Genomic DNA, 15,832 nt, shown 5'->3' with positions numbered 1-15,832 from the left:
CGTTCACCAGCGTGAAACGGACGCTTGAGCCTACTCTGCGGCGGCGGCGTGGTCGATCACCTCGCCCCGGCCCGGATAGTCATTGGCGATAACGAAATCGAGCGCCTTGACGATGTCGCCGAAAGCGGGGCGCGCGAAAGGCATGGTCTGAACGGTACCGAAATAGAGTTCACCGTTGGGACGCACCAGATACAGCGCCGGTTCAGAGAACAGGGCCGGTTCTTCAACGCCGATGGAGGTCTTGCCGCGGCCGGTGGAGACGTACAGCCCCCATTCCCGCGCCGTATCCAGGCTGATGCCATAACCCAGGCGCAAATTCGGCAACTTCCACTTTTCCTTCGCTTCGGTCGCGCGCTCCTCATTGTCGGAGCTGAGCACGATGACGTTGACACCCTTCTCGGTCAGTGCATCCAGGCGGTTGTGCAAGTCGGCCAGATACATGGAGCAGATCGGACAATGCAGGCCCCGATAGAACACCACCATGGTGAAGTTTTCCGGCTTTTCCTCGGCCAGATTGAAGGTGCCGCCGCCGACCAGCGGCACTTCCAGGGCGGGAACTTGCTGTCGCGGATACAGAATGGCTTGCTGAGACATGAAGACTCCTTTTGGGACGGCCCGACCCTATTTGGTTCGGGACCTTCGATACGTTGACGTTGGAGATTAATCTAGAACGATCGTTCCAATAACCAAATCACGCCCGCGTGATGAAGAAGCCGTCGCGGTCTCTTCAGGCCGGGTCCGTCTGGCCCATCTTGCAAATCAGTTTCCAAGAAGCCTTGTCGATCGGCATGACGGAAAGGCGCGATTGCTTGATAAGCGACAGTTCGGCGAGCTTCGGTTCCGCCTTGATTTCAGCCAGCGTCACCGGTTTTTCGAAGGGCTTCACCGCCATGACGGTGACCATGCCGAAGCGTCCGCTCGCATCCGTCGGATCCGGGTGATATTCCTCGATGACTTCCACGATGCCGACAATCTGTTTTTCGTTCACGGAATGATAGAAGAAACAGCGGTCACCGATCTTCATCGCCTTCATATTGTTGGAGGCCTGATAGTTCCGAACACCGTCCCAGCCCTCGCCCTCTTTGCCTTTCTTGACCTGGTCGTCCCACGACCAGGTTCCGGGTTCGGATTTCATCAGCCAGTAGTTCAACGAAGCCTCCTTGAAAGAATAGTACATAACGCCGTCAGGCCGCCGTGGCCGTTGACCGACCGGCAGTAAGATAGAGACGCGCCGCAATCGTGCAAAGCGCAATGCCGACCAGCGCATAACCTATCAACATCCAGCCGACCGCCGTCAGCGATAAACCGATATCGAATAAGATCCCCATGGCCACCGGCGAAGCCGCGCTGGAGAACACCATCAAAGCGGTCGCCAATGCCCGGATAGCACCCAAATGCCGCCGGCCATAAACTTCCGGCCAGAACGCGCTGGCAAGCGTGTGAGTGACGCCCGTCCCCGCTCCGGTCAGAACCATGTAGGGAATAAGCAGAACCGGATCCGTTCCGGAAATCAGCACCACCACCGCCAGCATCTGAGGCCAAAGGAACCACGGCAGAAGGCGCGCCGCCCCGAAACGGTCGATTGCGACGCCGGCGAGCAGCGATGCCGCCACGGTCGTTACCGCATAGATCGGATAAGACGCCGCCAACGCGGTCTTCGACCAACCCTGGATGTCGACGATGATGAGTATCTGGTGGAAAAACAGGCCGGTAAAGATGAAGGACGGCGCCAGCAGGCCGGGCAGAACCAGATAAAGGCGTGGGTCGCGCAGGACCTCCGCCCGAGTCCAGGATCGTTCCGCCGAACCGCGTCCCGCAGCGGCATCACGTTCCGCCGTCTCCATCCGTTCCAGATAAGCGCCATGCCGGGCCTTTTGGTCGCCCAGCAGAAGCAGGGCAAGAGGCACCACCACCAACGCCAGGACGGCCGCGATCCCAGCCCAGCTTTCCCGCCAACCAATCGCCGCTACAGTGGCAACGACCGCCAGCGGCAACAGTGCCTCGCCGATCGGATATCCAAGCGCCGCGATGCTGAGCGCCTTGCCGCGGCCTTGGTCGAAATAGCGACCCATTGCCGTCATCGCCGTATGGCCGGGCAGCCCCTGACCGCATTGACGCAGCAGGAAGACAATGAACACAAGAAGCACGACCGAATGGGTCAGACTCATCAGGACAGCCGCCAAGCCCAGACCGGTAAATACTGCAACGATGTAAAATCGAAGATCCACCCTGTCGATCAATTGTCCGGTCCATAGAAGCAAGAACGCGCTGGCAAGCGTGCCCAGCGAATACACCGCCCCGAACTCTCCGTCGCTCAGGCTGAACTCCGCCCTGATCTCCGCCGAAAAGAGCGAAATGAAGAATGTCTGACCGAAGCTGGAGGCCAGACAAAGCAGTCCCCCGAAACCGAGCAGACGGGCATTGGCCCGAATGAAGCCGAAATATCCAATCATCGAGAAGTAACCGGAATGGGTTAGGATGGCCGCCGCCGATCTCGCCGGATCGCCGTCGCGGTTTTGTTTGTGCTTACCCGCCTCCGCCGGCGCAGTCCACACAGGTCGGTATAGCCGGATCCAGACGGAGACGTTTTTCCGCGATCGGTTCGTCACAGGATATGCAGTACCCGAAATCACCTGTTTCGACCCGGCGCAGCGCAGCATCAACACGGGCGAGTTCCGATTCCCGTCTTCTATCCTGTTCCTGCGCCATCGCTTGCCCTTGCAGGGCGTCCATTCGACTCAAACGCCCGACGGATTGCTGATCCAGCGTCACCACCGCCCGGGCGCCTTCGCTCTGCTGGCGCAGTGCTTCCAACTCCTGCCGTCTGGCGAGCAGCAAAGCCTTGAATTCAGCGGGATCTGCGGGTTCCGACATCGGTATGTTCCCAGGTTGGAAAAAATTATGTTGCAACGCAAAAAAGTATTGGCCTTGTGGAGCGAATTCAGCCTATATTTTTTGTGCGGTGCAAAATTATTGGTAAGAACACCGCGTTTGGGAGGAAGACACGCTAACGCGACTTCGACTGAGAAGGAGGTCTTCCAATGTCAGAGTTCACCAAAAATACCCTATCCGGGCAATCTATTCCCCAGAACAGCCAGACCGACGATCCGTCAATGGATGAGATCGCATTCTACGTCCAACGTGGAAAGCAACTCCATTCCAAAGCGGTCCGTAACGCGCTCTTCGCCGGTTTCTGCTCCGTCGGCAAAGCGGCCGACCGGGCGTCGGCCTCAATCGCACAAGTGTTCCGCAAGGCGGGGCATTCCCCGTCCTAGAGACGTCTCACAGGAATTGATGACGACAGCGGCCGGGACGGCAAGCTCAAGGCTTGCCGTCTGCGTGCCCTTTGGTGTCTTCCGCCGAAGCTGTCTCATCATGGGTTTCCGGAAGGTCGTCCGAAACCTCCAGATCCTGATCCTCCGGCTCCATCTCATCTTCAGGGTGTTCGTATTCCGGGCTCATCGCCGCGGCGACCGGCGTTGTCCGCGGCACGGCGACGAAGGCGCTTTGCTCTTCTGTGGGCGGAGCAGAGCGCCGGGTCATCCGCCATAAGGCGAAACCCGCCATAGCAATATGAATGCCGGCGATCGCTATGTAGAACCCTTCCGGTCCGAAAGCTTCCATCGCGCCCGCGCCGATATTCGGTCCCAGCATCGCGCCGAGCCCGTTGGTCATGACAAGCGCGCTACTCGCTGCCACCATTTGCTTGGTGCTCAAAAAATCGTTCGTATGCGCGATGGCCAGCGAATAGATCGGAAAGGTTACCCCGCCTGTTATGCCGACGATGATGAAGACAAGCACCTTGTTTTCGCTGCCAAACGTAGCGCCGACACCCCCAATCGCCACGGCCGCCCCAGCCGTGATCACAATAACGGTTCGACGGTCCATGAGATCCGATAGTTTGCCGATCGGCCAAGTGAACAGGAACCCACCGATAAAGATCGCACTCATGAAAATTGAGACTTCTGCGACCGTAAGGCCTTGTTGATAGGCGTAGGACGGACCCATTCCCATGATCACGCCTGCTCCCATGCCGACGAGCATCATCGAGACGACCCCCAGCGGCGACGCCTTGTAAAGACGAATTGGTCCCATGGTTTCCGGCGCTTCGAATTCCGGCACCCGTGCCGCGGAGACCAGAACCGGCACGACCGATAGAGAAATCAACACGGAAACAATGGTGAAAAGCTGAAAATCCGCCGGGCTGTAGAGGTTCAACAAGTACTGTCCACCAGCCATCCCAAGCAGGGAAATGATCATGTAGATCGACAACAATTGGCCGCGGGTCTCATTGGTAGCCCGGTCATTCAGCCAACTCTCGCAAATGATATAGAGGCCCGCGTAACAAATTCCGGTGAGCACGCGGATCAGGAACCAGGTAATCGGATCGACGAATATCGGATAGACCAGCACGCCGAAGGACGCGAGCGACGCCAGGGCGCCGAACACGCGGACATGCCCGACGCGGGCAACGAGACGCGGCACCAGTACCGAACCGAGAAAAAAGCCGACGAAATAACCGGCCATCACCACACCGATGGTGGATGTATTAAAAACTTCGAACTGGGCGCGTACCGCTACCAGTGAGCCCTGAAGCCCGTTTCCCAGCATGATGAAGGCTAGCCCGAGAAACAGGGCCCAGGCCGATTTTATGGCTTCGAACATAAACGGTTCCCCATCGCGTCCCGGATCGCGCGGCACCCCGACGGCGCGCGCCCGGTTGTTTGCCTTCGCCCCGCCGCAGAGACTATCGCAGTAACGACGACGCGCAATCCCGCCGCGACGGATGCGGATGGGCGATTCGTCGATCTGGGCGAATGCGCGGAAAACTGCCTTATTTCCGCTCTTTCAAAAGATTGAAAAAACTAATCATTTGGCGCTCCGAACGTCTGCTTGCGCCCGGTCGGGCAAAGGACTACCTAACAGCCATGCTCACCGATACCCATACCATGCCTACTTCGAAGATGCGTCCGATCCGCATCGCGCCCAGCATCCTGTCCGCCGATTTCGCGAAACTCGGCGAAGAGATTCGCGCCATTGACGCGGCCGGGGCGGATTTCATTCATGTCGATGTCATGGACGGTCATTTCGTGCCGAACGTGACGATCGGTCCGCCGGTGGTAAAGGCGCTTCGGCCGCATACCGAGAAGACGTTCGACGTGCATTTGATGATTTCGCCCGTCGACCCCTATCTGGAAGCCTTCGCCGATGCCGGGGCGGATATCATAACGGTCCATCCGGAAGCCGGCCCGCACGTCCATCGGACGCTGCAGGAGATCCGCCGGCTCGGCAAAAAGGCCGGCATTTCCCTGAACCCGGCAACGCCGGCGAAGATGCTGGATTATCTGTACGACATGGTCGATCTGATTCTGATCATGACCGTCAATCCGGGCTTCGGCGGACAGTCCTTCATCGAAAGCCAATTGAAGAAGATCGAAGCGGTTCGAAAGCGGATCGACAAGGAAGGCCTGGACATCCATCTGGAAGTGGATGGCGGCATCAATCCGGAAACCGCGCGCCGCGCGATCGACGCGGGCGCGGATGTCCTGGTGGCCGGAACGGCAACGTTCAAGGGCGGTCCAACCGCCTATGCGGACAATATCCGAAAGCTGCGTGGGGATGACTGACCGGGTGGAAGACCTGCCGGGTTTGGACCAGCAAAGGGCTGAGGAAGCCTCCTCCTCCGCTCCTGACAAGATCTGGTCGGGAATGGTCTATCGCTTGACGCGATTGGGCAGTTCCCTGCCTGGATACAGCAAGACGCTGGGAGACGACGACCCCGGCCCGCTGTTGTTCGCTAACAAAGCCCCGTGGCGGGGTGACGCCAGGATCGGGTCAACCATCCTGGGGGGCGTGTTTCCCCTGGCCGGACAGACGGTCCGCCGCAACTCCGACATCTGGTCCGAAGAAGGCGTTCGTGCCTCATGGCATGCGGCGTTGCATGGTTTTTCATGGCTTGCTGATTTGGCAGCCGCCGGCGATCAGGCCGCACGACGCAAGGGCATAGGCCTGATCATGGACTGGATCGACCATAATCACGACTGGACGCCGGTCGTATGGCGGGCACCAGTTCTGGGTTCCCGCGTCGCCTCCTGGCTGACTTATTATGATTTTTTCTTTGGCTCGGCGGACGAGATGGTACAGCGCCGGGTTCGCAAGAGCCTCGCACGGCAGGCGGTGCATTTGGGCCGCATCGCCCCCCACGAATGCGACGGCGCCGATCGGCTTCGGGCCCTGACCGGCACCGTCCACGCCGCGATCTGCCTACCCAACCAGCGCAAACGTCTTGATTCCGTTTTGCGGATACTCGCAGCGGAACTGGATCGTCAGATCCTACCGGATGGCGGCCATGTGGAGCGCAATCCCTCGATATTGGTGTCCGTGCTGCGCCAGATGGCCGATATTCGCAATTGCCTGACCCAGGCGCATCTGGTCATCCCCGACGGTTTGCAGACCGCCATAGACCGGATGGCGCCGATGGTCCGCTTCCTGCGCCATGGCGATGGTGGACTTGCGCTATTCAACGGCAGCGTCGAAGGCGACCCCTCTGTGACGGACCGGGTGCTGCAATTGGCGGAAAGCACCGGCCGCGCTTTCAATTCCGCGCCTTATGCCGGGTTCGAACGTCTTGAAGCGGGAAAGAGCCTGGTGATTGTCGATGCCGGAGCCCCTCCGAAGCCCGGTTGGGACAGCCATTCCCATGCGGGTGCGCTTTCCTTCGAGTTCAGCACGGGTAAGGAACGGGTGATCGTGAATTGCGGTGCGACGGTCCACGACGACGAAGCATGGCGGGAAGCCCAGCGTTCCACTCCCGCGCATTCCACGCTGTCCCTGTCCCTGACCAATTCAAGCGCCCTTTCCGACGACGGGTTCGGTGCCCGGCGCGCCCATGTGACCAAGGACCGCAAGGACGCGGAGGGATGCTGTTTGCTCGAAATGCAGCATGACGGGTTCATAGAGCCGCTGGGCTTCAAGCATTTCCGGCGGATCTTCCTGAACGAGGACGGCAGCGACCTGCGCGGTGAAGATCGGTTGGTCCCCGCCGATCCGAACCAGCCGGTGACGCCGAGACGATTTGAGATACGCTTCCATCTTCATCCGTCCGTTCAGGCATCTCTGCTGGCGAACCACGAAGCGGCTCTGCTTAGGTTGCCGAGCGGCGCCGGTTGGCGGTTCCGATCCGGCGGCGCCGCAATCAGGCTTGAAGACAGCATCTATATGGGGCGTCGTGGCGATGCACGTCGCACGCAGCAACTGGTTCTGTCCGGGGAAACCCGCGAAGGCGAGCGTATCGTCAAATGGGCGATCCGGCGGGAAGCTCAGAAATAGGCGCTGTTACAGACTCCACCGACGAACCCCGTCGCCGAGATCCATCCCGCGCCAGATTCCCTTGATGTCCGCGACAAGACCGCCCGGCACCAGTAGCTCGGAAACCTTCAATTCGTCGAAAACCGCATGGGGCACGGCACCGACGACGGCATGGTAGCCATTTGCCGGACTATCGATCAGGTCGACGCCGTATTCGTGCTTGGTTTCCGCAACATCCGCCAACGGGTCGTAGATGCTGACAGAATGACCGAAGAGTTCCAATGCGCGGATAACGTCGATAACCTTTGAATTGCGGATATCCGGGACGTTCTCCTTGAAAGTAATACCCAGGACAAGGATTTTTGCCGCATCGATTCCCAAGCTTTTGTGTATCCGTTCCGCCAGAACCGCACCCATGGCGTCATTGATCCGTCTTCCCGAAAGGATGACGTCCGGATCATAGCCCATTTGCTGGGCGGCGTGGGACAGATAGTAGGGATCGACCCCGATACAGTGTCCGCCGACCAGGCCTGGTTTGAAATCCAGGAAGTTCCATTTCGTGCGCGCCGCGTCCAGGACATCGTAAACCGACAGCCCCATGCGTTCGAATATCAGGGCGATTTCATTCACGAAGGCGATGTTGATGTCGCGCTGGGCGTTTTCGATGACCTTCGATGCCTCGGCGGTCTTGATATCCGGCGCTATATGGATCCTGTTTCCGTTCATCGATCCGTAAATACGGGCAAGGGTTGCCGCCACTTCCGGCGTCTGGCCGGCAACCACCTTGGTGATCTTGTCGACGGTGTGAACCTTGTCACCCGGATTGATGCGCTCCGGGGAATAGCCGAGGAAAAAGTCCGTCCCGGACTTCAGGCCGGAGGCCGCCTCGATCACCGGCCCGCAAACATCTTCCGTCACACCGGGATAAACCGTGCTTTCGAAGACCGCGATTCCCCCCTTGCCGATGGCTGTTCCGACGGTCTCCGCCGCCTTCCTGACCGCCGTGAGATCGGGTTCATTGTCTTCCGAAACCGGCGTCGGCACCGTGACGATGAAAATATCGTGGCCCTGCAAGGCGCCAAGATCATCGGTCAGCCGCGCTTTGGATGCGTTCAATGCATCCGGCGTCAATTCGTTCGTGCGGTCATGCCCTGCATTCAGTTCCCGAATTCTCGTCGCATCAATATCGAAGCCCAGGACGTCGAAATCGCGCGCCAAGGCAGCCGCCAACGGCAAGCCCACATAGCCCAGGCCAATCACGGCGATGGTCGGGTTCTTCCAACGATCCATATCTGCATCTCACTTCGTTTCGTCCGCGCGGGATCAGCCGCTGCCGCCCTGCCCCGCCCGTTTCCGACCGGTTTCACCGCAGAATGCGCCGAATCGGGGGGCATCTAGCAAGCCGGTGCACTATCCTTGACGATCCATCCTGTCAAACGCGTCCCGCAACGGGGCCGTTTGATCTTCTCGCGCGGCGGCTCCTGCAGCAGGCCAATCCGGGACTCTTGACGTTCATCGCGTGAACACCCTATGTTCACGACGTGAACGCAACTCCTCCGCCGGACGGGCAACCGTCGCCCGGCGAAATAGCGAAATACCGGATACCGATGAGCGACCAAGCTTCCCGCAGCGTTGCGATGGATGACAGCGAGGGCGAAATAACGCTCGGCATCCTCAACGCCGTCGAAGAGAACAGCAAGCTTACGCAACGAAGCATCGCCGGCGACCTGGGCATCGCGCTGGGCTTGGCGAATGCCTATCTGAAACGCTGCGTCCGGAAGGGTCTGATCAAGGTCCAACAGGTTCCCTCCAACCGCTACGCATATTATCTGACGCCTCAGGGCTTCGCAGAGAAGTCGCGCCTGACGTCGGAATACCTCACATCGTCCTTCCAGTTCTTCCGCCGCGCCAAGGTCCAATGCGCCGATCTGCTGCAGAATTGCGAACATACCGGCGTGAAAAGAATTGGCTTGGTCGGCGTCAGCGATCTGGCTGAAATCGTTGCCCTATCCGCCCTCGATTCGACGGTGGAACTGGCCGGGATCGTCGATTCGACTGTCAGAATCGAACGGTTCGCAGGCAACCCGGTTTTCGCTTCCGTGGAGAAGCTCGGTCCTGTAGACGCCTTGTTGGTCACGACCCTGAAAGACCCGCAGGGACGGTACGACAAATTGCGCAGGGAGCATCCGGACGTACCCGTTCTGCATGTTCCCCTGCTGCGAATCAGCGATAAAGACGAAAAGCAACCAGGACCCGATGCAATGTCGGATCCGGAGAGGCTTCGATGAAACGCTGGTATGTAGCACACACCAAAGCGGGGGCTGAGCGACTGGCGGAAGGAAACCTCGAACGCCAGGGCTTTCGCGCCTATCTGCCCCGCGCACAGATGCGCAGACGCAACGCCCGCGGCCTTTCCACCGTCACCGTTCCTTTGTTCCCGCGCTATATCTTCGTTCAGTTGGACCTGGACAACGCGCCATGGCGCGCGGTCAACAGCACCTATGGCGTCAGCCGGCTGATCTCATTCGGCGACCGCCCGGCACATGTCGACGACGCCGTAATTGACGAGATCCGGCAGCGCGAGCGCGAAGACGGGATCGTGCCCTTGGCCGATATCGTATCCTTCAAACCGGGCGAGGCGGTCGAGATCACCCATGGCGCGTTCAGCGACCGTACCGGTATCTTCAAATGCCGGTCCGACAAGGAACGTGTCGTGGTTCTGCTCAACCTACTGGGTCGCGATCTCTCTGTCGCGATCGAGTCGGATTGCGTTCGGAAAGTGGCCTGATAGCCTATTCCGGCCCGTTACTCACGGGCTTCCGCAAACGCGGTTTCGATTCTGGTCCGGCCCCGCGACGCAGGCTATAAGCAGGCCATGTCGACCGCTTATCTCCCCGACGCCATCCTGGGCATAGCCGCCTTCGTCGCCAGTTGTGCCGGCGTGCGGATGCTGATCGGCTATCTGACACGCAAGGCGATCCTGGACCATCCCGTTCACCGGTCCAGTCACAGCACGCCGACGCCCCGCGGTGGCGGGTTGGCCGTTTCAGCCAGCGTTATTGTCGCCTGGGCCGTGATCCAATTCCTCACCCCCGTCGCCGGCACCGTCTTTCTGATCGGCGCGGCGCTCCTCTTGGTCCTGGTTTCCTGGCGCGATGATGTACATTCGCTGTCGGCCGGGTTGCGGCTTGGGATTCAGTCGGTCGCGGTCGCCGTCGGACTGGTCTGGCTGACCGGTCAGGGATTGGTTTTTCAAGGATTTCTGCCTCACTGGGCGGATCTTTTCGTATCCGCTCTGCTGTGGCTCGGTTTCCTGAACTTCTTCAATTTCATGGACGGTATCGACGGTATTTCCGCCGTCGAAGCGGGTGCGATCGCACTCGGCCTTAGTTTGATCGCTTATTTGCGGCTGGATACCGGATTGTCGGCCGATGACGGGCCTTATGCGTTGGTGATTCTGGCGGCGGCGGCAGGTTTCGCGGTATGGAATTGGCACCCGGCACGAATTTTTCTCGGCGATGTCGGCAGCATACCCATCGGCTTCCTATTGGGGGCCCTGCTGCTGGGCCTTGCGGCGCGGGGTGCTTGGGCCCCTGCGCTGATCCTCCCGCTATATTATTTGACCGATGCGGGTATCACCTTGTCGCGGCGGGCCCTGCGCGGAGAGGCCGTCTGGCGGGCGCACAAGGAGCATTTCTATCAACGCGCCGTGCAAAGGGGCTTTAGTCATGCCCAAGTGAGCACCGCGATCCTGGTCGCGAACACCATCCTGGTCGCCCTTGCCTTTTTCGCGACGAGTTATCCAGTTCCCTGTCTGGTTGGCGCGATCGTGACGACCGCTCTGCTTCTGCTGTGGATGGTAAAATGGCCGGTCGTATCCTCCTGACCGGGGCCACAGGGTTCGTCGGAACCTATCTCGCCCCATTGCTACGCGGCCGCGGTTTCATGGTCGATGCGGTCGGGCGTGCCGAAACCGGCCCATTGGGGCCCGACACCGATTGGCGCCCCTTCCTGCACGAAGATACCATCGGCATCATTCATCTGGCCGGCCGCGCCCATGTCATGCGGGAAGAAGAAGACAACCCGGACGCTGCCTATGATCGGGTCAACCGGGACGCGACACTGGCTCTGGCAGACCAGGCTATCGAAGCGGGGATACGCCGCTTCGTCTATGTCAGTTCGGTCAAGGCGATGGGGGAACAGGGCCTCGACCTGAATCCGTCCTCGCCGCCGGTGCCGACCGATCCCTACGGCCGCAGCAAACTTGCGGCGGAAGAAGGACTGCTGGCGCGGGCGCCGTCCGTCGACAGTGTCATCCTGCGGCCACCTCTCGTCTACGGGCCCGGCGTGAAGGCGAATTTCCTGGCCCTGCTGAAAGCCGTGGACCGGGGAATACCGCTGCCGCTGGGCATGGTCCGCAACAGGCGCAGCCTGATTTCGCTGAAAAACTTGAGCGATGCCTTGATTCACTCACTGGATTGCCGTCCCGGCATCTATTGCCCGACCGATGCGCAACCGGTGTCCACACCGGATCTCGTCCTTGCGATCGGCACGGCATTGGGAAAGCGTCCGATACTGCTGCCTGTCCCGGTCTGCCTGCTGAAAGCCCTCGGCGCGGTCACCGGCCGGAAAGCCGCAATCGATCGACTGACCGGCGACCTGACCTTTTCAGGCTGGCCGCCCGGGTGGTCGCCGCCACAGACCTTGGCAGAGGGATTGGCGGAAACCGCTGCATCGTACCGCACTGGGACAGGTATGGGGCGGAACCGTGGGTATTGAGGCTGCTTGCCGCGCCACGCGGGGCTCAGTATGAACAGACCATGAAACTGCTGCCCCATCATCAGCGCGCGCGCTTTGCATATCTGCATGACCTGGTCATGGCAGGGGCATCCGTTCCCCTGGCCCTATGGCTGCGCACCGGGCAGGATTTTGACTTCTACGCGGACAATCTGCTTTTTGGCGCAACGGTCACCTTCGTCGCCATCGCCGCCGTCGTGTTTCAACTCGGCAAGATGTATCAGGGCGTCTGGGCCTATGCTTCGGTCCACGACATGGTTGCGATCACGCGGTCGGTTACCATCGCGATCCTGATCCTGGTGCCGGTTCTGTTTCTGATCGCCCGGCTGGAACACTTCCCGCGCAGCGTACCCATCATTCAGTGGTTCCTGCTCATCGCGATGTTGGGCGGGCCGCGCTTCATTTATCGCATTCTGAAGGACCGCCGCCTGGACCGCATGGCCCTTGCGGCCAGCGGCAACGCCGTGCCGATCATTCTGATCGGAGCCGGCGATGCGGCCGAACTGTTTCTCCGGGACATGAAGCGCACCCGGAATGCCGCCTATCGCGTGCTTGCCATCTTCGATCAGAAGGGGTCGCGCGTCGGGCGCGCCATCCACGGCACGACCGTTCAGGGCAACATCGAGACGCTGCGCAAGATGCTGACCGAGAAGGCCTTCAATCCCAAACCCCAACGTCTAGTCATCACCACCGACAAGATCACCGGATCCGCGGTTCGGGAATTGCAGGACCTGGCCTCCGACCATGGCATGACCGTCGCCCGCCTGCCGAAATTGAGCGAATTGCGTTCGGAAGGCGGCGATGGCGGCATTCGCATCCGGCCCATCGATGTCGAGGATCTGCTCGGCCGGCCGCAGAATGCGCTCGACCGTCCGGCGATCGACGCCATGGTCCGCGGAAAACGGGTCTTGGTCACCGGCGCAGGCGGGACAATCGGCTCCGAATTGACGCGGCAGATCGCGGCCCTGGGCCCTGCCCGCCTTGCGATGCTCGATAACTCGGAATTCCATCTCTACGAAATCGATCAGGAATTGAGCACCGATTTTCCGACCGTCGATCGCGCGACCATCCTGGGCAATGTCAGGGATCCCGGCCGGATCCGCACCGCGTTCGAGCAGGAAAGGCCCGAGATCGTTTTTCATGCCGCCGCCCTGAAACACGTGCCCATGGTCGAAGCCAATCCGCTGGAAGGGATCCTGACCAATGTCATGGGCAGCCGGATCGTCGCCGATGCCTGCCGGGCGGCGGGTGTGCGATGCATGGTTCAAATTTCCACCGACAAGGCGGTGAACCCGACCAACGTGATGGGGGCCACCAAACGCCTTGCCGAAGCCTATATCCAGGCGATGGACGCGATCGGGCGGCGGACCGGAAACGGCGATACCCGTTTCGTCGCCGTCCGCTTCGGAAACGTGCTCGGATCGACGGGGTCGGTCGTGCCGCTTTTTCAGAAGCAACTGCAGCGCGGCGGACCTCTGACCGTCACCCATCCGGAGATGAAGCGCTATTTCATGACGGTGCGCGAGGCCGTCGAACTGGTACTTCAGGCCGCAACAACCGCCCTGCGCGACGCAGACCAGACGCGCGGCAAGATTTTCGTGCTCGATATGGGGGAACCGGTAAAGATCCTGGATCTGGCCAATAGGATGATCCAGCTGGCGGGGCTGGAGCCGGGCAAGGACATCGCGATCGAGTTCACGAATCTCCGGCCGGGCGAAAAACTGTTCGAGGAATTGTTCCACGACCAGGAGGAAAGGATCGAAGGCGACACCACGGGCATGACGCTCGCGGCGCCAAGGGTCGGTCAATTGGAATCCCTGTCCGGGGATCTGGACCGCTTGCGCGACCTTGCTGACGATCGGGATCGTGCAACGGCCTTGCGGTTGCTGTGTCAATTGGTGCCCGAATACAAGCCCGATACAGGCGTCGCGTCGCTGTTGGCGGAACAGAGCCATGGCGATGCCGAAACGGCCGACCGCCATGCCGCCCGCTAGGCGCCCCGATTTCGACGCTGTTTTTTGGGACATCGCTTGGCAGTTCCTATCGAGGTAGCGAAACGCCGACATACGGGCACCCTTTGACGCAGATTGTTTCTTCCCGGCATTGACCTAACGGCGGGAACCAGTATCAAGCCCGCTTAAGCCCTTTGACGGCAGAACGTAGGAGAGATTGATGGCCGAAAAACCCATTGCGCGCGCGCTGATTTCCGTGTCGGACAAGACCGGATTGATCGAATTCGCGACAGCGCTGGCCCGGCACAAGGTTCGATTGCTGTCCACCGGCGGCACGGCGAAAGCCTTGAAGGAGGCCGGGTTGGCCGTCACCGAAGTGTCCGCCCATACCGGTTTCCCGGAAATACTCGATGGCCGGGTCAAAACCCTGCATCCGATGATCCACGGCGGCATCCTGGCGAATCGGGATGACCCGAAACACCGGACCGCGATGGAAGGACACAGCATCGACCCCATCGACATGGTGGTGGTGAACCTCTACCCCTTCGCCGAGACCATCGCATCGGGCGCCGATTATGCGACCTGTATCGAGAATATCGATATCGGGGGCCCGGCCATGATTCGCGCCGCGGCGAAGAACCACGCTTACGTCTCCGTCGTCACCGACCCCGGCGAGTACGAATCCGTGGTCCAGGACATGGACGAAAACAACGGCGCCGTCAGCTCGGAATTGCGCGCCTGGCTGGCCCGGGAAGCCTATGCGCGGACTTCTTCCTATGACGCCACGATCTCCGACTGGCTGGCGCGTCAGCAGGGAACCCTGTGGCCGAAAAGGTCGACGTTGTCGGGCCGCCGTCAGCAGGAACTGCGCTATGGCGAGAACCCGCATCAGAAAGCCGCCGTCTACCGGCGCACGCCCTACGAGCCGGGCATCGCAACCGCCGAGCAGTTGCAGGGCAAGGAGTTGAGCTACAACAACTATAACGACGGCGATGCCGCGCTTATGGCCGCCGCCGAATTCGAAGAACCGGTCATCGTCATCGTCAAGCACGCCAATCCCTGTGGCGTCGCCACGGCGGATACCCTGGCCGACGCCTGGGACAAGGCGCTTGCCTGCGATCCGGTCTCGGCTTTCGGCGGCGTCGTCGCCGTCAATCGTCCGATCGACGCGGCCCTGGCAAAAAAGATGACGGACCTTTTCCTGGAGGTGATCATCGCCCCCGCGGTCGAGGACGAGGCGCTTGTCATCCTGGCGGAGAAGAAGAACCTGCGCGTCCTCGTCACCGGGGAAATGCCGAAGGCAACCTCCGAGCAAAACGTGTTACGCACGATTTCGGGCGGCTTCCTGGCCCAGACGGCAGATCATGGCCACGTCCAACGAGAGGAATGCAAGGTCGTCACCAAACGCGAGCCGACGGAAGACGAATGGCGCGACATGATGTTCGCCTGGCATGTCTGCAAACATGTGAAGAGCAATGCCATCGTCTATGTCCGCGACAATGCGACAGTCGGCATCGGTGCGGGGCAGATGAGCCGGGTCGATTCCGCGCGCATCGCCGCCATCAAGTCGGAGCAGCAGCAGGGAACGCAGAATTCCGTGGTGGCAAGCGACGCCTTCTTCCCCTTCGCAGACGGATTGCTCTCCGCCATTGAAGCCGGCGCCACCGCGGCAATTCAGCCGGGCGGTTCAATGCGGGATGAAGAAGTGATCAAGGCGGCCGACGAAGCCGGTATTGCCATGGTCTTCACGGGCATGCGCCATTTCCGGCACTAAG

15 protein-coding genes are annotated in these 15,832 nt (G+C 60.4%); 9 read left to right on the top strand and 6 right to left on the bottom strand.

Going from position 1 to position 15,832, the window contains the following annotated elements; all coding sequences use genetic code 11:
* Window positions 1–30 precede the first annotated feature (30 nt).
* The 4 genes from ACQK2G_RS22765 to ACQK2G_RS22750 form a co-directional block, all read right to left on the bottom strand.
* Window positions 31–594 carry a peroxiredoxin-like family protein gene (locus ACQK2G_RS22765; protein ID WP_425407331.1) on the bottom strand — a complete coding sequence of 188 codons (564 nt, stop codon included), beginning with the start codon at window positions 592–594 and terminating at the stop codon, window positions 31–33.
* Between the two features lie 133 nt (window positions 595–727).
* Window positions 728–1,150: an EVE domain-containing protein gene (locus tag ACQK2G_RS22760; RefSeq protein ID WP_425407330.1), complete on the bottom strand. Its 423-nt coding sequence runs from the start codon at window positions 1,148–1,150 to the stop codon at window positions 728–730.
* A 34-nt stretch (window positions 1,151–1,184) separates the two neighbouring features.
* Window positions 1,185–2,453: an MFS transporter gene (locus ACQK2G_RS22755; protein WP_425407329.1), complete on the bottom strand. Its 1,269-nt coding sequence runs from the start codon at window positions 2,451–2,453 to the stop codon at window positions 1,185–1,187.
* Between the two features lie 73 nt (window positions 2,454–2,526).
* A complete protein-coding gene (locus ACQK2G_RS22750; RefSeq protein WP_425407328.1) occupies window positions 2,527–2,874 on the bottom strand; it encodes a TraR/DksA family transcriptional regulator in 348 nt (115 codons plus the stop codon).
* Between the two features lie 167 nt (window positions 2,875–3,041).
* Between ACQK2G_RS22750 and ACQK2G_RS22745 the strand changes: the two genes are divergently transcribed.
* Complete coding sequence (locus ACQK2G_RS22745) at window positions 3,042–3,275, top strand: hypothetical protein (protein WP_425407327.1); 234 nt, start codon at window positions 3,042–3,044, stop codon at window positions 3,273–3,275.
* A gap of 46 nt (window positions 3,276–3,321) precedes the next feature.
* Here the strand turns inward: ACQK2G_RS22745 and ACQK2G_RS22740 are convergent, their stop codons facing one another.
* Window positions 3,322–4,665, bottom strand: coding sequence for an MFS transporter (locus ACQK2G_RS22740; protein WP_425407326.1), 1,344 nt, complete (start codon window positions 4,663–4,665; stop codon window positions 3,322–3,324).
* A gap of 299 nt (window positions 4,666–4,964) precedes the next feature.
* Between ACQK2G_RS22740 and rpe the strand changes: the two genes are divergently transcribed.
* Together rpe and ACQK2G_RS22730 are read left to right on the top strand one after the other, a co-directional pair.
* Entirely contained in the window at window positions 4,965–5,627 is a 663-nt protein-coding gene (gene rpe / locus ACQK2G_RS22735) for a ribulose-phosphate 3-epimerase (protein WP_425407692.1), read from the top strand.
* Complete coding sequence (locus tag ACQK2G_RS22730; RefSeq protein WP_425407325.1) at window positions 5,620–7,329, top strand: heparinase II/III family protein; 1,710 nt, start codon at window positions 5,620–5,622, stop codon at window positions 7,327–7,329. Before rpe ends, ACQK2G_RS22730 begins: the two co-directional genes overlap by 8 nt.
* A gap of 6 nt (window positions 7,330–7,335) precedes the next feature.
* Here ACQK2G_RS22730 and ACQK2G_RS22725 read toward each other — a convergent pair whose 3' ends face one another.
* On the bottom strand, window positions 7,336–8,598 hold the full coding sequence (locus ACQK2G_RS22725) for a nucleotide sugar dehydrogenase (RefSeq protein WP_425407324.1): 1,263 nt from the start codon (window positions 8,596–8,598) through the stop codon (window positions 7,336–7,338).
* A 317-nt stretch (window positions 8,599–8,915) separates the two neighbouring features.
* On the opposite strand from ACQK2G_RS22725, the gene ACQK2G_RS22720 reads away from it, so the two are divergent.
* The 6 genes from ACQK2G_RS22720 to purH all read left to right on the top strand — a co-directional run bounded on the left by ACQK2G_RS22720 (window position 8,916) and on the right by purH (window position 15,831).
* On the top strand, window positions 8,916–9,596 hold the full coding sequence (locus tag ACQK2G_RS22720) for a winged helix-turn-helix transcriptional regulator (RefSeq protein WP_425407323.1): 681 nt from the start codon (window positions 8,916–8,918) through the stop codon (window positions 9,594–9,596).
* The gene (gene nusG, locus ACQK2G_RS22715) at window positions 9,593–10,096 is read left to right on the top strand and encodes a transcription termination/antitermination protein NusG (protein WP_425407322.1); all 504 of its coding nucleotides are present in this window, start codon (window positions 9,593–9,595) and stop codon (window positions 10,094–10,096) included. The genes ACQK2G_RS22720 and nusG overlap by 4 nt, the downstream gene beginning before the upstream one ends.
* A gap of 87 nt (window positions 10,097–10,183) precedes the next feature.
* The gene (locus tag ACQK2G_RS22710) at window positions 10,184–11,194 is read left to right on the top strand and encodes an MraY family glycosyltransferase (RefSeq protein ID WP_425407321.1); all 1,011 of its coding nucleotides are present in this window, start codon (window positions 10,184–10,186) and stop codon (window positions 11,192–11,194) included.
* A complete protein-coding gene (locus tag ACQK2G_RS22705) occupies window positions 11,173–12,087 on the top strand; it encodes an NAD-dependent epimerase/dehydratase family protein (protein WP_425407320.1) in 915 nt (304 codons plus the stop codon). Before ACQK2G_RS22710 ends, ACQK2G_RS22705 begins: the two co-directional genes overlap by 22 nt.
* 41 nt (window positions 12,088–12,128) lie before the next feature.
* On the top strand, window positions 12,129–14,099 hold the full coding sequence (locus ACQK2G_RS22700; protein ID WP_425407319.1) for a polysaccharide biosynthesis protein: 1,971 nt from the start codon (window positions 12,129–12,131) through the stop codon (window positions 14,097–14,099).
* A gap of 178 nt (window positions 14,100–14,277) precedes the next feature.
* Window positions 14,278–15,831 carry a bifunctional phosphoribosylaminoimidazolecarboxamide formyltransferase/IMP cyclohydrolase gene (gene purH / locus ACQK2G_RS22695; protein WP_425407318.1) on the top strand — a complete coding sequence of 518 codons (1,554 nt, stop codon included), beginning with the start codon at window positions 14,278–14,280 and terminating at the stop codon, window positions 15,829–15,831.
* Window position 15,832: the final 1 nt, after the last annotated feature.

Origin of the sequence: Hwanghaeella sp. (assembly GCF_965227365.1) — a bacterium.
Taxonomy (GTDB): Bacteria; Pseudomonadota; Alphaproteobacteria; order UBA8366; family Aestuariispiraceae; genus Hwanghaeella.
This window is presented reverse-complemented; position numbering and strand designations above follow the sequence as displayed.

What these genes read in the sequence shown, in the direction of transcription:
- ACQK2G_RS22720 (WP_425407323.1), top strand. Translation starts at nt 8,916, where the DNA reads ATGAGCGACCAAGCTTCCCGCAGCGTTGCGATGGATGACAGCGAGGGC.
- ACQK2G_RS22710 (WP_425407321.1), top strand. Translation starts at nt 10,184, where the DNA reads ATGTCGACCGCTTATCTCCCCGACGCCATCCTGGGCATAGCCGCCTTC.
- ACQK2G_RS22705 (WP_425407320.1), top strand. Translation starts at nt 11,173, where the DNA reads ATGGCCGGTCGTATCCTCCTGACCGGGGCCACAGGGTTCGTCGGAACC.
- rpe (WP_425407692.1), top strand. Translation starts at nt 4,965, where the DNA reads ATGCGTCCGATCCGCATCGCGCCCAGCATCCTGTCCGCCGATTTCGCG.
- ACQK2G_RS22725 (WP_425407324.1), bottom strand. Translation starts at nt 8,598, where the DNA reads ATGGATCGTTGGAAGAACCCGACCATCGCCGTGATTGGCCTGGGCTAT.
- ACQK2G_RS22755 (WP_425407329.1), bottom strand. Translation starts at nt 2,453, where the DNA reads ATGATTGGATATTTCGGCTTCATTCGGGCCAATGCCCGTCTGCTCGGT.
- nusG (WP_425407322.1), top strand. Translation starts at nt 9,593, where the DNA reads ATGAAACGCTGGTATGTAGCACACACCAAAGCGGGGGCTGAGCGACTG.
- ACQK2G_RS22765 (WP_425407331.1), bottom strand. Translation starts at nt 594, where the DNA reads ATGTCTCAGCAAGCCATTCTGTATCCGCGACAGCAAGTTCCCGCCCTG.
- ACQK2G_RS22700 (WP_425407319.1), top strand. Translation starts at nt 12,129, where the DNA reads ATGAAACTGCTGCCCCATCATCAGCGCGCGCGCTTTGCATATCTGCAT.
- ACQK2G_RS22740 (WP_425407326.1), bottom strand. Translation starts at nt 4,665, where the DNA reads ATGTTCGAAGCCATAAAATCGGCCTGGGCCCTGTTTCTCGGGCTAGCC.
- purH (WP_425407318.1), top strand. Translation starts at nt 14,278, where the DNA reads ATGGCCGAAAAACCCATTGCGCGCGCGCTGATTTCCGTGTCGGACAAG.
- ACQK2G_RS22730 (WP_425407325.1), top strand. Translation starts at nt 5,620, where the DNA reads ATGACTGACCGGGTGGAAGACCTGCCGGGTTTGGACCAGCAAAGGGCT.
- ACQK2G_RS22745 (WP_425407327.1), top strand. Translation starts at nt 3,042, where the DNA reads ATGTCAGAGTTCACCAAAAATACCCTATCCGGGCAATCTATTCCCCAG.
- ACQK2G_RS22750 (WP_425407328.1), bottom strand. Translation starts at nt 2,874, where the DNA reads ATGTCGGAACCCGCAGATCCCGCTGAATTCAAGGCTTTGCTGCTCGCC.